Here is a 13,200-nt window from a genome sequence, read left to right on the forward strand (position 1 = left end):
CCGTCGCATCGCTGTGAGGTGGAACACTAGGTGGCCGAGCAGAGAACGAACATGTCCTGAAGCGCACGAATGAATGACGGGGATAGCCCCTGGGTGGTGGACACGCTGAGACTGGCCCATACTGGGCCGGAGAATGCAGGACATCATCATGACGAAGAAGAAGTACTCGGATGAGTTCAAAGCCGATGCTGTCCGGCTTTACGAGACTCGTCCGGATGCGTCGTACTCGACGTTGGCCGCGGATCTGGGAGTCGCTCGGGGGTCGTTGAAGACATGGGTGCACCAGGCGCGTAAGAAGGCCGCGTCGGCGCAGTCCGAGGCCACGCCAGAGCGCGGGGCCTCCGAGACGCCGCAGGATCAACTCGCGCGAATGCAAGCCGAGATTGAGCAGGTCCGGGCCCGCAACCAGGCTCTGGTCGCGGAAAACGACAGGCTCAGCGAGGAGCGAGACATCCTGCGCAAGGCCACGAAGTATTTCGCGGCAGAGACGAACTGGTGATCCGCTTCTGGTTCGTTGATGACCACCGAGACGCCCATGAGGTGAAGCGGATGTGCACGGTGCTCGGCATCCACCGGTCGAGCTACTACAAGTGGCGAGCCGGAAAGGCGGCACGCCAGGCCCGGCAGGAGGCCGATGCGGCGCTGGTGGACCGAATACGTGCCCATCACCAGGAATGGGACCACACGCTGGGCTACCGGCGGATGACCGCCGAACTGGCCGATGATGACCAGGTGCCGGGCACGGTGAACCACAAGCGGGTGGCGCGGTTGATGCGATGCAACAACATTGTCGGCGTGCACCTGCGTAAACCGAAGAACACGACGATCAAAGATCCTGGGGCGCAGGTCTTCGGAGACCTGGTCAAGCGCGATTTCACCGCTGCCGAGCCCGGGAGCGTTTTCGTCGGCGATATCACCTACCTTCCACACAGGGGCACCGGTAAGTTCCTCTACCTGGCGACCGTGATCGACGTGTGTTCCAGGCGCCTCGTCGGCTGGTCGATCGCAGATCACATGCGTACCGAACTCGTCGAGAACGCGCTCGACAACGCGGCCGCGGCACGAGGATCGCTGGAAGGAGCAATTTTCCACTCGGATCACGGACGTCAATTCACGTCCTCGGACTACCAGGCGACATGCCGCCGGCACGGCGTGCGGCAATCGATGGGCCGAATCGGGTCGAGCGCCGACAACGCGATGGCCGAGTCCTTCAACGCGTCCTTGAAACGGGAGACGCTTCAGGGGGCGAAACGCTGGCTCGACGAAGCACAATGCCGCACCGAGGTTTTCCGCTGGATCACCCGCTACAACACCCGTAGAAAGCACTCGGCATTGCAGAACCGATCACCAATTGACTACGAGACCGACCGCATGTCTACCCTGGATCAGGCCGCCTAACGAACACACCCAAGTGTCCACTCTTCAGGGGCCACGCCCAACCTCGAGCGCACGAGTTCACGACCGACAGCCCACCAACCGCGACCTTCGATCCCCCGAGTGCCACACAGATATCTCGGCCCGCGTGTCGCTACCCTCGTCTCCGCTGACCGGATCGAACCATGCGGTTCCTGCGGTTGTCAGCGGTCATGCAATTCCCCATCCGCAAGTACCTGGCCCCTGCGCTGGAGGCGGGGCTGCCCCCGGCGACGGCCACAAATTCGACGAGAACCTGTGGTGCGAGTTGATCGGGGCCTGGTTCCCCTAAGCCTCGATCCACCGATGGGGAGGCTTGCTGAGTTGGCGTCGTAACGCAGAAATGCCCCTCTGACCAGGAAGAATAGAGCTTGTCTAAGGTCCTATTTCCCGAGTCTGAGAGGCATCTCGTAGGTGCAATTCAAGCATGCTCCCGTTGCCGTGTCGGCTGTGTTCGATGATCCGAATCTCGTGTCGGTCGCGGGGCTGGTCCCGATGCTCCGTCTTGCCCGTTCTGCGGGGCTTGATGAGCTCGCGCAGTCGCGATTGAGCGTCCCGACGGACAAGGGTGCGAACGCCGGCGGCAAGGTGATGGCGCTGGTCGCGGGGATGCTCGCTGGCGCGGACTCGATCGACGACATGAATCTGCTGCGTCATGGCGGGATGGGCCGGTTGTTCGATCGGACGTATGCACCGTCGACGCTGGGCTCGTTCCTGCGGGAGTTCCGGTTCGGGCACGTCCGCCAGCTCGATGCCGTCGCCTCACGGACGCTGGTGAACCTCGCATCGGCCGCGCCGCTGCTGCAGATCCGGGACGGTGAGCGGGTGATGGTCGACGTGGACGACACGATCATCGAGGTCCACGGGTACCAGAAGCAGGGAGCGTCGTTCGGGTACTCCGGCGTCCGCGGCCTCAACGCCCTCGTCGCGACAGCGTCGACGACGACCTCAGCGCCGGTGATCCTCGCCCAGCGGTTGCGGCAGGGGAAGACCGGTTCCCCGAAAGGCGCGGCCAGGATCGTCGCCGACACCCTCGCCACGCTTCGCCGCATGGACCTGGGCAGCAGTGTTCGGCCGTTGCTGCGGGCGGACTCCGCGTTCTACGGCCACGCCACCATCGGCACCGCGATCAAGGCCGGCGCGGACGTGTCCATCACCGTTCGGATGGACCCCGCGGTGAAGACGGCGATCGCGACGATCCCCGAGGACGGGTGGGAGACGATCGAGTACCCGAACGCGATCCGTGACGAGGTCACGGGCCGGTGGATCTCGAAGGCCGAGGTCGCCGAGGTGCCCTTCGTCGCGTTCCGTTCCCGGAAGATCGCCGAACGGGTTGAAGGACGACTGGTGGTCCGACGGATCCCAGACCTGAACCCCAAGCAGGTCGAGCAGCCGACCTTGTTCGACAGCTACCGGCACCACGCGTTCTTCACCACCACCGACAAGCAGACAATGGGAACCGTCGCGGCGGACAAGACCCACCGCGGGCACGCGATCATCGAGCAAGTTCACGCCGACCTGAAGGCGGGCCCGCTCGCTCACCTGCCCTCGGGAGTGTTCACCGCGAACAGCGCATGGCTCGTCCTCGCCGTGATCGCATTCAACCTCACTCGCGCCGCTGGACTCATCGCCGACCGAGGCGGGCGGCTCGCCCGGGCAACGACCGCGACGATTCGCCGCACCCTCATCTCAGTGCCGGCACGACTGGCACGGACGGCGCGCCGCATCATCCTGCACCTGCCGGACGCCTGGCCCTGGCAGACCGCGTTCGACCGACTCTTCACCGCGACGCACGCACCACCACCACCGGCCGCGGCCAGCTGACCACCGCCGCCACCAGCGGCACGACCGAGAACGAAGTGGACAACCGGGATGAGACGCCCGGAACTCACCCCTGCCCGCAGCCGATCACGCCGCGCCCATCACGCCGACGCCACCCGCCGAAGGCTCATCGGTGGATCGAGGCTAAGTGGTGGACCCGACGGCGCGGGCGGTGACCTGGCCGGCGATCGCCGCCCACCACACCTGGATCGAAGGCCAGCTCGACGAGTCGGTGACCGTAGCAACGATCGCCCAACGGCTGCGCGACGACCACGGTGTCCCGGTATCGGAATCAACTGTGCGTCGCTATATTTCGGCGTGATTCGCCGAACGGGTCGCGGCGTCGAAAGCCACGATGCCCCGCGGAGCGGTCCCGCCGGGCGACGAAGGTCAGGTCGAGTCTTCGGTGATCAGGCCGTCGCCGCCGCGATGATCGACCGGATCGTCCATCACGCCGACGTGTTGACGCTCGAAGGTGCCAGCTACCGCCTTTGAGGACGCGGAATCGACAGTCTTCCCAGGATCAGAATGGAGAATCAGGCAGACTAGCCACACACCGACACGGTGCTCTCGTTCTCCACCGTCGCATCGGCCTCGAATTCAAGCGTTGCCGACACTCGACTCCCGTTTTGCTCTCTTCGTCCCATCCGCACACTTCTCTCCAATCAGCAGGGTTACGACCAATACTTGAACCCGCCGCGTCGATTCCCCCATTCCATGACGGTAGGCACCGTTCTGGGCGATACTGAGAAGTGCCCCGGACCGAGGCAGAGGCCAGGTACATGCAGGACTCACGCAATCCTGACGCGACAATTCTCACTGCGGCCGAACCGCATCGGATGACACTGGGACTGCCCCTACGCAAAACCCCAGGCATCCGCGGCAGCGGCAGCACACGTCGAATAGGTCATCGGCACACTGAACTACCGCTGGACCGCGCCCGCGCCGCCGCGGGCGCGTGGACAGCTACACCATTAGGCTGGATCTTTTGATTACTCCACCGAGGCCGGCCGCCGTGTACCCGCCTCGATCTCAGCTTCTACGCGCCGATCTTCGGTGCCGTTGTCGGCGCTCCGTTCGGCCTGCTCATGCACGCATCACCGGACAGGGCAGCCAGCGCGACTTCACCTCGTTCCCAGTCCTTACGACCATGTCCCTACACAACCACGGCACTCCGAAGTCCTCGCCGACGTCGAAGTCGCGGACCGAGCCGTCCGCCGACTCACCGGCCGGACCAATCGAAAGGAATGAATCATGGCAACTGCGGTAGGCATCGACTTGGGCACCACCAACTCGGTCATCGCAAGCTGGCAAGGCGGCGAACCGGTGGTGATCTCCAATGTCGAGGGTGCGCGGACGACGCCGTCGGTGGTGGCATTCACCGATAGCGGCGAGCGCCTGGTGGGTCAGCTGGCCCGACGACAGGCGATCCTGAACCCGAAGGGCACGATCTACTCGGCGAAACGCTTCATCGGACGTCATTTCGACGAGATCTCCGAGGAGGCCAAAGCGGTCAGCTTCGACGTCGTACCGGGCGACAACGGTGAGGCACGATTCGACGTGCGAGGTAAGAAGTACGCACCAGAGGAGATCAGTGCCCTGGTGCTGCGCAAACTCGTCGACGACGCCAGCAAGTTCCTTGGCGAGAAGGTCAAGGAAGCGGTCATCACCGTTCCGGCCTACTTCAACGACGCGCAGCGCAACGCCACCAAGGACGCCGGCCGGATCGCGGGCCTCGAGGTCCTGCGGATCATCAACGAGCCGACCGCGGCGGCATTGGCGTACGGCATGGACAAACAGACCCACGAGACCGTACTGGTCTTCGACCTCGGCGGCGGCACGTTCGATGTGAGCCTGCTCGATGTCGGCGAGGGAGTAGTCGAGGTTCGCTCGACGGCCGGCGACTCCCACCTCGGCGGAGACGATTTCGACCGGCGCCTGGTGGACTACCTCGCCGACGAGTTCCAGAGCGCGGAGAACATCGATCTGCGCAAGGATCCACAAGCGCTGCAACGACTCTTCGAGGCGGCGGAGAAGGCCAAGGTCGAGTTGTCCTCGGTAACTCAAGCCCAGGTCAACCTGCCCTTCGTCACCGCAGACGCGAACGGCCCCAAACACCTCACCACCACGATCATGCGATCGAAGTTCGAGGATCTGACGGCAGATCTGGTGGAACGCTGCCTCGGTCCGGTAAAGCAGGCGATGAGTGACGCCAAGATCACCGCCAACGACATCCACGAGGTGATCCTGGTCGGTGGTTCGACACGCATTCCGGCGGTACAGGCACTCGTTCGCCGGCTCACCGGCGGTAAGGATCCCCACATGGGCGTCAACCCGGACGAGGTCGTGGCGCTCGGTGCCGCGGTCCAGGCAGGCGTGCTCAAAGGCGAGGTCTCCGACGTACTGTTGCTCGACGTCACCCCACTGTCCCTCGGCGTCGAGACGCAGGGCGGGGTAATGACCAAGATCATCGAGCGCAACACGACGATCCCCGCCCGACGCAGCGAAGTGTTCTCCACAGCGGAAGACAATCAGTCCGCCGTGGACGTCGTAGTCCTGCAGGGCGAACGCGAACGCGCCGCCGACAACCGGGTGCTGGGCCGGTTCCGGCTGGAAGACATCCGACCTGCGCCACGCGGCGAGGCGCAGGTCGAAGTCACATTCGATATCGATGCCAACGGCATTCTCAACGTCACCGCCCGTGACAAAGACACCGGCAAGGAGCAGAGCATCACGATCAGCGAACAGGGCAACCTCGACCAGAGCGAGGTCGAGCGCATGCTCGCCGAGGCCGAACGGAACCGGCGTGAGGACGAGGAGCTGCGCAAGGCGGTCGACGCACGTAACGCCCTCGATTCGGTTGCCTACCAGGTGGAACGGCGACTTTCCGAACTGGGTGACAGTGCGCCACCGCACGAGAAAGCGCGTGCCGAGATGTTGATCGCCGACGCGAGGAAGGCTGTAGAAGACGGTGCTCCACCCTCGGAGGTAGAGCCACTGACCTCGGAGCTGCAGCAGTTGCTCTACGGGCTTGCAGCGGTTCAAAACGGCGGCGAGGGATACCAGACCGGCGGAAAAGACGCTGCGTCGTCGGATGACGACGACGTGATCGACGCCGAGTTCGATCGGAGCTGAGGCACCTGATGGACAGATCTGCTGATCATTCGACGACCGAGCAGGCTACCGACCGTACTGACACGGACCAGACCGAGACGAGGCCTGATCACACCGATACCGAAGCCAAGCTGGCTCAACTCGAGGACCGCTGGCGCAGAGCACTCGCAGATCTGGACAACCTGCGCAAGCGGTATGCCAAAGATCTCGACCGTGAACGCGCCGCGGAGACAGCGAGGGTATCGGCGGCGTGGCTGCCTGTCCTGGACAACTTGGAGCTCGCGCTGGCCCATGCGGATAGCGATCCTCAGGCCGTCGTCGAGGGTGTGAAGGCAATCCGGGACCAAGCGGTGCAGATACTGTCACGGCTCGGCTTCGAGCGCCACGACGAGGTCGGTGTGCCGTTCACCCCGGAACTCCACGAAGTAGTCAGTGTGGTGACCCAACCCGACCTTCCCTCCGGAACCGTGATCGAGGTCTTGCGGCCAGGTTACGGAGAAAACGGACAGCAGTTGCGTCCCGCCACCGTGGTCGTCAGCCGACCTGAGGAGTGAGCGCCATGGCGCGTGACTACTACGAAGCGCTCGGGGTCCCGCGCAGCGCCGACACCGACGAAATCCAGCAGGCCTACCGCCGACTTGCCCGCAAATATCACCCCGACATCAACAAAGACCCCACTGCGGAAGACAAGTTCAAAGAGATCAATGAGGCCTACCAAGTGTTATCCGACCCAGACACCCGGAAACGCTACGACCGATTCGGGGACGACTTCCGTCGGGTACCCGAGGACTACGACGAACGGGTCCGGGCAAGCGCCGGCGGGTACGGCGGCGGAAGGTACAGCGGTGGGGGCCGGAGGGTGCACTTCGGACACGGCACAGACGGCGAGGGGGGCGTCGACTTCGAGGACCTCTTCGAACAGATGTTCGGCGGCGGTGGCGCGTACGGCCCGATTCCCGGCGCCGATCAGGAAGCGGAACTGGAACTGACCCTGGAAGAGGCGTACCGGGGCGGCAAACGCACTCTCCGTCTGGACGGACGGCGATACGACGTCAACATTCCGGTCGGTGTCCTCGACGGCCAAAGAATCCGGCTGGCCGGGCAAGGGGGCCGAGGCAACGGCGGCGCACCGCCCGGGGATCTGTACCTCGTGGTCCGGATCAAACCGCATTCCCGGTTCCGCGTACAGGGCCGGGACATCTACGTCGACCTTCCCGTCTCCCCCTGGGAAGCAGCCCTCGGCGCGACGGTCGCCGTTCCCACTCCCGGCGGTGAGGCGAAAGTCAAAGTCGTACCGGGCTCGTCGACAGGTAGGAAGCTGCGCCTGCGCGGAGAAGGCATGCCCAACCCGCGAGGCTCCAACGGCAACCTCTACGCCGAAATCAAGGTGATGGTGCCATCGAAACCGACAGCACGTGAACGCGAGCTGTTCGAACAGTTGGCCGCCGAATCGAACTTCGACCCGAGGAAACAGCCATGAGCACCCCGACCCCGGGCACCCAGTACATATTGGTTCGCCGTACCGGAATGTCGCTGGATGTCTTCGCCGAACGTACCGGGCTGCACCCCGACCTGGCAAGAAAACTCGTGGCTCTCGGCCTGATCGACGCACGCCGCGACCCCGGCGGCGAAATATTGTTCGAACCGTCAGCAGTGGCCCACGCTGCCCGCATCCAACGGTTGCGGACGGGTCTAGGCCTGAACTACTCGGCAATCGGGCTCGTGCTCGATCTGCTGGATCGAATCGAGAAACTCGAAGCAGCGTCCCACGGAAGGAAGACACCCCCATGGACACCGGCAGTCTGACTGAAAGGTCACGAGAAGCCCTGCAGGAGGCCCAGAACATCGCGACCAGAATGGGCCACACCGAGGTCGACGGAGAGCACCTGCTGCTCGCGTTGGTCGATCAGCAGGAAGGGCTCGTACCGCGACTGCTCGAGCAGGCCGGTGCGAACGTCGACGCCCTACGCTCCGATCTGGAACAGGCACTCATGCGTAGACCGAAGGTCAGCGGCCCCGGTGCGACGCCCGGTCAGGTGATGATCACCCAGCGCCTGGCCAAACTGCTCGACGCCGCCGAACGAGAGGCAAAGCGACTCAAGGATTCCTACGTGTCGGTGGAGCATCTCGTGATGGCCCTCTCCGAGGAGGGGTCGGCCAGTGCGGCCGGACGGGTTCTCACCAGCCATGGGGTCACACGAGAGACCTTCCTCGCCGCCTTGACCACAGTGCGCGGCAACCAGCGCGTCACCTCGGCCACCCCGGAGGGGGCGTACGAGGCGCTCGAGAAGTACGGACGCGACCTCGTCTCCGAGGGCCGAGCAGGCAAACTCGATCCGGTCATCGGGCGAGACGCCGAAATCCGCAGGGTAACGCAGATCCTGAGCCGGAAAACGAAGAACAATCCGGTGCTGATCGGCGACCCCGGCGTCGGCAAGACCGCGATCGTCGAGGGACTCGCCCAGCGGATCGTCCGCGGCGACGTGCCCGAGGGCCTACGCGACAAAACGATCTTCTCGCTCGACATGGGTTCCCTGGTGGCCGGCGCGAAGTACCGCGGCGAGTTCGAGGAACGGCTGCAGGCGGTGCTATCCGAGGTGAAAGCGGCCGAGGGGCGCATCCTGTTGTTCGTCGACGAGTTACACACCGTCGTCGGCGCAGGATCGGTCGGCGGCGAGGGATCTCTCGACGCCGGCAACATGCTCAAACCGATGCTCGCCCGCGGCGAACTGCACATGATCGGTGCCACCACTCTCGACGAGTATCGCAAGCACATCGAATCCGATGCAGCATTGGAGCGTCGATTCCAGACCGTTCTCGTCGACGAGCCCAGTGCCGAGGATGCAATCTCGATTCTGCGCGGACTTCGAGAACGCCTCGAGGTGTTTCACGGCGTGAAGATCCAGGACGGCGCACTGGTGGCCGCCGTGACCCTCTCGCACCGGTACATCACCGACCGTTTCCTTCCGGACAAGGCGATCGACCTGGTAGATGAAGCGTGCGCCCGGCTACGAACCGAAATCGACTCGATGCCCGCCGAACTCGACGAACTCACCCGGAAAGTGACCCGGCTGGAAATCGAAGAGGCCGCCCTGTCCAAGGAAACGGACGCCGCCAGCAAGACACGCCTCGAGGAGTTGCGTAAGGAACTGGCCGATCTGCGGGCCGAGACCGACGCCCGGCACGCTCAGTGGGAGGCAGAGCGCCAAGCGATCCGTCGGGTGCAGGAGCTGCGGGGAGAGCTGGAACGATTGCGACACGAAGCCGAGGAGGCCGAACGCAATTACGACCTCAATCGGGCCGCCGAGCTGCGATACGGCGAGATCACCGAACTCGAACGCAAACTCAAGGCGGCGGAGGAGCAATTGGCCACCAGGCAAGGCCGCAATCCGTTGCTGCGCGAGGTGGTCACCGAAGACGAGATCGCAGAAATCGTGGCCGCATGGACGGGTATCCCGGTCGCTCGACTGCAGGAAGGCGAGCGGGAGAAACTGTTGAAGCTCGACGAGATCCTGCACGAGAGAGTCATCGGTCAGGACGAGGCGGTGCAACTGGTCGCAGACGCGGTAATCAGAGCAAGGTCGGGTATTCGCGATCCGCGCCGGCCGATCGGTTCGTTCATCTTCCTGGGCCCGACAGGTGTGGGGAAGACCGAACTCGCAAAGACGCTGGCCAGTGCCCTCTTCGACAGCGAAGACAACATGGTGCGCCTGGATATGAGCGAGTACCAGGAACGGCACACGGTGAGCAGACTCATCGGTGCACCCCCCGGGTACGTCGGGTATGACGAGGGGGGTCAGCTCACTGAGGCGGTGCGTCGCAAGCCGTACTCCGTGGTGCTCTTCGACGAGATCGAGAAGGCCCATGCCGACGTCTTCAATACCCTTCTACAGGTGCTCGACGACGGCCGGATCACCGATTCTCAAGGCAGGCAGGTCGATTTCCGGAACACGGTGATCATCATGACCTCGAACATCGGATCCCAGCATCTCCTCGACGGAGTCACAGCGGACGGCGAGATCAAGCCGGACGCCCGGGCGCGGGTGCTGGCGGAACTGCGCGGGCACTTCCGTCCCGAGTTCCTCAACCGGATCGACGACATCGTGTTGTTCACCCCGCTCACGCTGCCCCAGATCGAACATATCGTCGAGCTACAACTCACCGATCTTCGGAACAGATTGTCAGAGAGACAGATACACTTGAATATCACACCGGAAGCACGCCGGCTCATCGCCGAACACGGTTTCGACCCGGTCTACGGTGCACGACCCCTGCGCAGGTATATCGCCCATGAGGTCGAAACCAGGATAGGTCGTGCGCTGTTGCGCGGCGAAATCGAACCGGGCGGCACCATCGATGTCACGGTCGATGACGGCGAACTGTCCGTCGCATATACGGAACCCGCCATCGCGGCCTGAGAAGGGGTGTCGTCATGGGATCCGACAAGGTGAAGTGCCCACACTGCGGCAAGGTCAACAGGGTACCGGCGGCCGGGAACGGGAGACCCCGCTGCGGAAATTGCCACGAGCCGCTGCCCTGGATCGCCTCGGCAGGAGACGGCGACTTCGCGGAGGTCGCCGAGAAATCCTCGGTGCCTGTACTCGTTGACCTCTGGGCGACGTGGTGCGCTCCGTGCCGAATGGTCAGCCCCGCGCTCGAGCAGCTCGCCACAGAACGCGCAGGTCAGATCAAGCTCGTCAAGGTTGACGTGGATGCTGCACCCCAGACGGCCGAACGGTTCACCGTCCGCGCCGTACCGACGCTGCTGGTGATGGACCGGGGTGAAGTCCTCGCTCGTCAGGCGGGCGCCGCTCCGGTACCGGTGTTGCGCACATGGCTCGATCAGGCGCTCTCGGAAAAAGCAGGCAAGGAGGCGAAGCCATGACCTCGGTCCATGCCGACCCGCACGTGACCGCGATCCGGGCCGTGGCGCCCCGCACTCCACAAGGTTGCGAGGAATGTCTTCGCCTCGGCACCCCGTGGGTACATCTGAGGCTGTGTCTGTCGTGCGGACACGTCGGATGCTGCGACTCCTCGCCGGGCAAGCACGCGAGCGCACACGCTCACACCCTTGGCCATCCGATCGTCCAGTCGATGGAACCCGGTGAAGATTGGCGCTGGTGTTATGTCGACCAGAACTTCGTCTGAGGACGCCCCCCGCCTCGGCGACGGTCAGCTCGTCGACGACGAGACTCCGGATGCAGTCGGGGCATTCCCGCGGTTGACGGACGCCCAGGTAGCGACGCTCGAGACCGGAGGCACACGTCGATCGGTTCACGCCGGCGAGGTGCTGATTCGAGCGGGCACCCGCAGCAGCGACTTCTTCGTCGTCCTTTCCGGCAAGGTCGCGATCATCGACGAGGGCGCCGAGGACGGTGAGCGTCGGATATTGCGCCTGCACGGTCCGGGCCGATTCCTGGGCGAGCTCGGACTGCTGGATGGCCAGGTGGCGTTCTTCACCGCCGAGGCGATCGAGGACGGCGAGGTGCTCGTCGTCCCAGCCGAGCGGGTGCGCGAGCTCGTCGCCCACGACCTCGTGCTCAGCGATCTGATCCTGCGGGCCTACCTGGTGCGCCGGCACCTACTGATCGGGCTCGGTTCGGGGTTCCGAATCATCGGCTCCTGCTATTCCCCGGACACGTTGCGGCTTCGCGAGTTCGCGATGCGCAACCGGCTGCCCCACAAATGGATCGATCTGGAGCAAGACGAACGGGCGGAGCAACTGCTGCAAAGCCTGGGTGTCGCCCCAGAGGACACTCCCGTCGTGATCTGGCACGGCGAGAAGGTGCTGCGCAATCCGACGAACGCCGAACTCGCCCGCATCGTCGGGCTTCCGGTCCCGGACGCAGCGCACGACGTATGCGACCTCGTCGTCGTAGGTGCCGGACCGGCGGGTCTGGCCGCGTCCGTGTACGGCTCATCCGACGGGTTGAACACGGTGACACTGGAGTCGATCGCTGCAGGTGGGCAGGCTAGCACCTCCTCCCGGATCGAGAACTACCTGGGCTTTCCGGCGGGGATCTCCGGTGCCGAATTGGCGGAGCGGGCCGTGATTCAGGCCGGGAAGTTCGGTACCCGCCTTCTCGTGTCGGCGGAGGTGACCGGTTTGGGATCCGAGGGCGGGCACCATGTGCTCCAACTGGCGGACGGCGGCGAGATCCGCGCCCGGGCGGTCGTGCTCGCCACCGGGGCGCGATATCGCAAGTTGGAGGTTCCGGGAATCGAGGCACTGGAGGGGAGAAGCGTGTATTACGCCGCAACCAATCAGGAAGCGCGGCTGTGCGGCACCGACCCTGTAGCCATCGTCGGCGGCGGAAACTCCGCCGGCCAGGCCACCGTCTTCCTCGCAGACCAAGTTTCCCACGTTCACCTCCTCATCCGCGGCCACGACCTCGGAAAAAGTATGTCCCGGTATCTCGTCGACCAGATCGAACGCCATCCGCGCGTGACCGTGCACCGAAATGCCGAGATTCGTGAGGTCCACGGCGACAAGCACCTCGAAGAGATTGCAATCGAGGACAATCGCACGGGCGACAAGGCCAGGATCCGGGTGCACGCTCTGTTCGTCTTCATCGGGGCGATGCCGCATACCGGGTGGTTGACCGACGCGATCGCGCTCGACGATCACGGCTTCGTCCTCACGGGCGTGGACGCCGTCCCCGCCCGTGAGGACGGCAACCAGAGAATCGACGCCCCGCCGTCGAGAACACTCGAAACGAGCCGGGCCGGTCTGTTCGCAGCGGGTGACGTCCGCAACGGCTCGGTAAAACGGGTCGCATCCGCTGTCGGTGAAGGAGCGATGGCGGTACGACAAATCCATGAATACTTCGAGAGGAGCTGACGACATGCCAG

Annotated in this window: 10 protein-coding genes and 2 pseudogenes; all 12 read left to right on the forward strand. The window is 64.3% G+C overall.

Features of this window, described 5'->3' with window-relative positions:
- The first annotated feature begins 148 nt into the window (after positions 1-148).
- The 12 genes and pseudogenes from KXC42_RS21460 to KXC42_RS21515 all read left to right on the forward strand — a co-directional run bounded on the left by KXC42_RS21460 (position 149) and on the right by KXC42_RS21515 (position 13,189).
- Positions 149-1,398 (forward strand): IS3 family transposase gene (locus KXC42_RS21460; protein WP_219129554.1). Its coding sequence is split into 2 segments (ribosomal slippage): positions 149-479 and positions 479-1,398, totalling 1,251 coding nucleotides; the frame shifts between segments, so codons are not numbered across the junction.
- 429 nt (positions 1,399-1,827) lie between these two features.
- Complete coding sequence (locus KXC42_RS21465) at positions 1,828-3,237, forward strand: IS1380 family transposase (RefSeq protein ID WP_102032069.1); 1,410 nt, start codon at positions 1,828-1,830, stop codon at positions 3,235-3,237.
- Positions 3,238-3,388: 151 nt separating this feature from the next.
- Positions 3,389-3,634: pseudogene (locus KXC42_RS21470) on the forward strand (IS21 family transposase); the annotation flags it as partial.
- Positions 3,622-3,729, forward strand: a pseudogene (locus KXC42_RS21475) (ATP-binding protein); the annotation flags it as partial. The pseudogenes KXC42_RS21470 and KXC42_RS21475, both read left to right, overlap by 13 nt.
- Before the next feature lie 759 nt (positions 3,730-4,488).
- The gene (gene dnaK, locus KXC42_RS21480; RefSeq protein ID WP_219129555.1) at positions 4,489-6,369 is read left to right on the forward strand and encodes a molecular chaperone DnaK; all 1,881 of its coding nucleotides are present in this window, start codon (positions 4,489-4,491) and stop codon (positions 6,367-6,369) included.
- An 8-nt stretch (positions 6,370-6,377) separates the two neighbouring features.
- Positions 6,378-6,902 carry a nucleotide exchange factor GrpE gene (locus KXC42_RS21485; protein ID WP_064257369.1) on the forward strand — a complete coding sequence of 175 codons (525 nt, stop codon included), beginning with the start codon at positions 6,378-6,380 and terminating at the stop codon, positions 6,900-6,902.
- A 5-nt stretch (positions 6,903-6,907) separates the two neighbouring features.
- A complete protein-coding gene (locus KXC42_RS21490) occupies positions 6,908-7,828 on the forward strand; it encodes a DnaJ C-terminal domain-containing protein (protein ID WP_219129556.1) in 921 nt (306 codons plus the stop codon).
- Positions 7,825-8,154: a chaperone modulator CbpM gene (locus KXC42_RS21495; RefSeq protein ID WP_006930777.1), complete on the forward strand. Its 330-nt coding sequence runs from the start codon at positions 7,825-7,827 to the stop codon at positions 8,152-8,154. The genes KXC42_RS21490 and KXC42_RS21495 overlap by 4 nt, the downstream gene beginning before the upstream one ends.
- The gene (clpB, locus tag KXC42_RS21500) at positions 8,136-10,766 is read left to right on the forward strand and encodes an ATP-dependent chaperone ClpB (protein ID WP_219129557.1); all 2,631 of its coding nucleotides are present in this window, start codon (positions 8,136-8,138) and stop codon (positions 10,764-10,766) included. Before KXC42_RS21495 ends, clpB begins: the two co-directional genes overlap by 19 nt.
- Before the next feature lie 14 nt (positions 10,767-10,780).
- The gene (gene trxA, locus KXC42_RS21505) at positions 10,781-11,233 is read left to right on the forward strand and encodes a thioredoxin (protein ID WP_039957929.1); all 453 of its coding nucleotides are present in this window, start codon (positions 10,781-10,783) and stop codon (positions 11,231-11,233) included.
- Entirely contained in the window at positions 11,230-11,496 is a 267-nt protein-coding gene (locus tag KXC42_RS21510) for a UBP-type zinc finger domain-containing protein (RefSeq protein WP_006551064.1), read from the forward strand. The genes trxA and KXC42_RS21510 overlap by 4 nt, the downstream gene beginning before the upstream one ends.
- Complete coding sequence (locus tag KXC42_RS21515) at positions 11,474-13,189, forward strand: FAD-dependent oxidoreductase (RefSeq protein WP_219129558.1); 1,716 nt, start codon at positions 11,474-11,476, stop codon at positions 13,187-13,189. Before KXC42_RS21510 ends, KXC42_RS21515 begins: the two co-directional genes overlap by 23 nt.
- Positions 13,190-13,200 lie beyond the last annotated feature (11 nt).

It is taken from the genome of Rhodococcus sp. LW-XY12, from assembly GCF_019317345.1.
Lineage (GTDB): Bacteria > Actinomycetota > Actinomycetes > Mycobacteriales > Mycobacteriaceae > Rhodococcus > Rhodococcus pyridinivorans.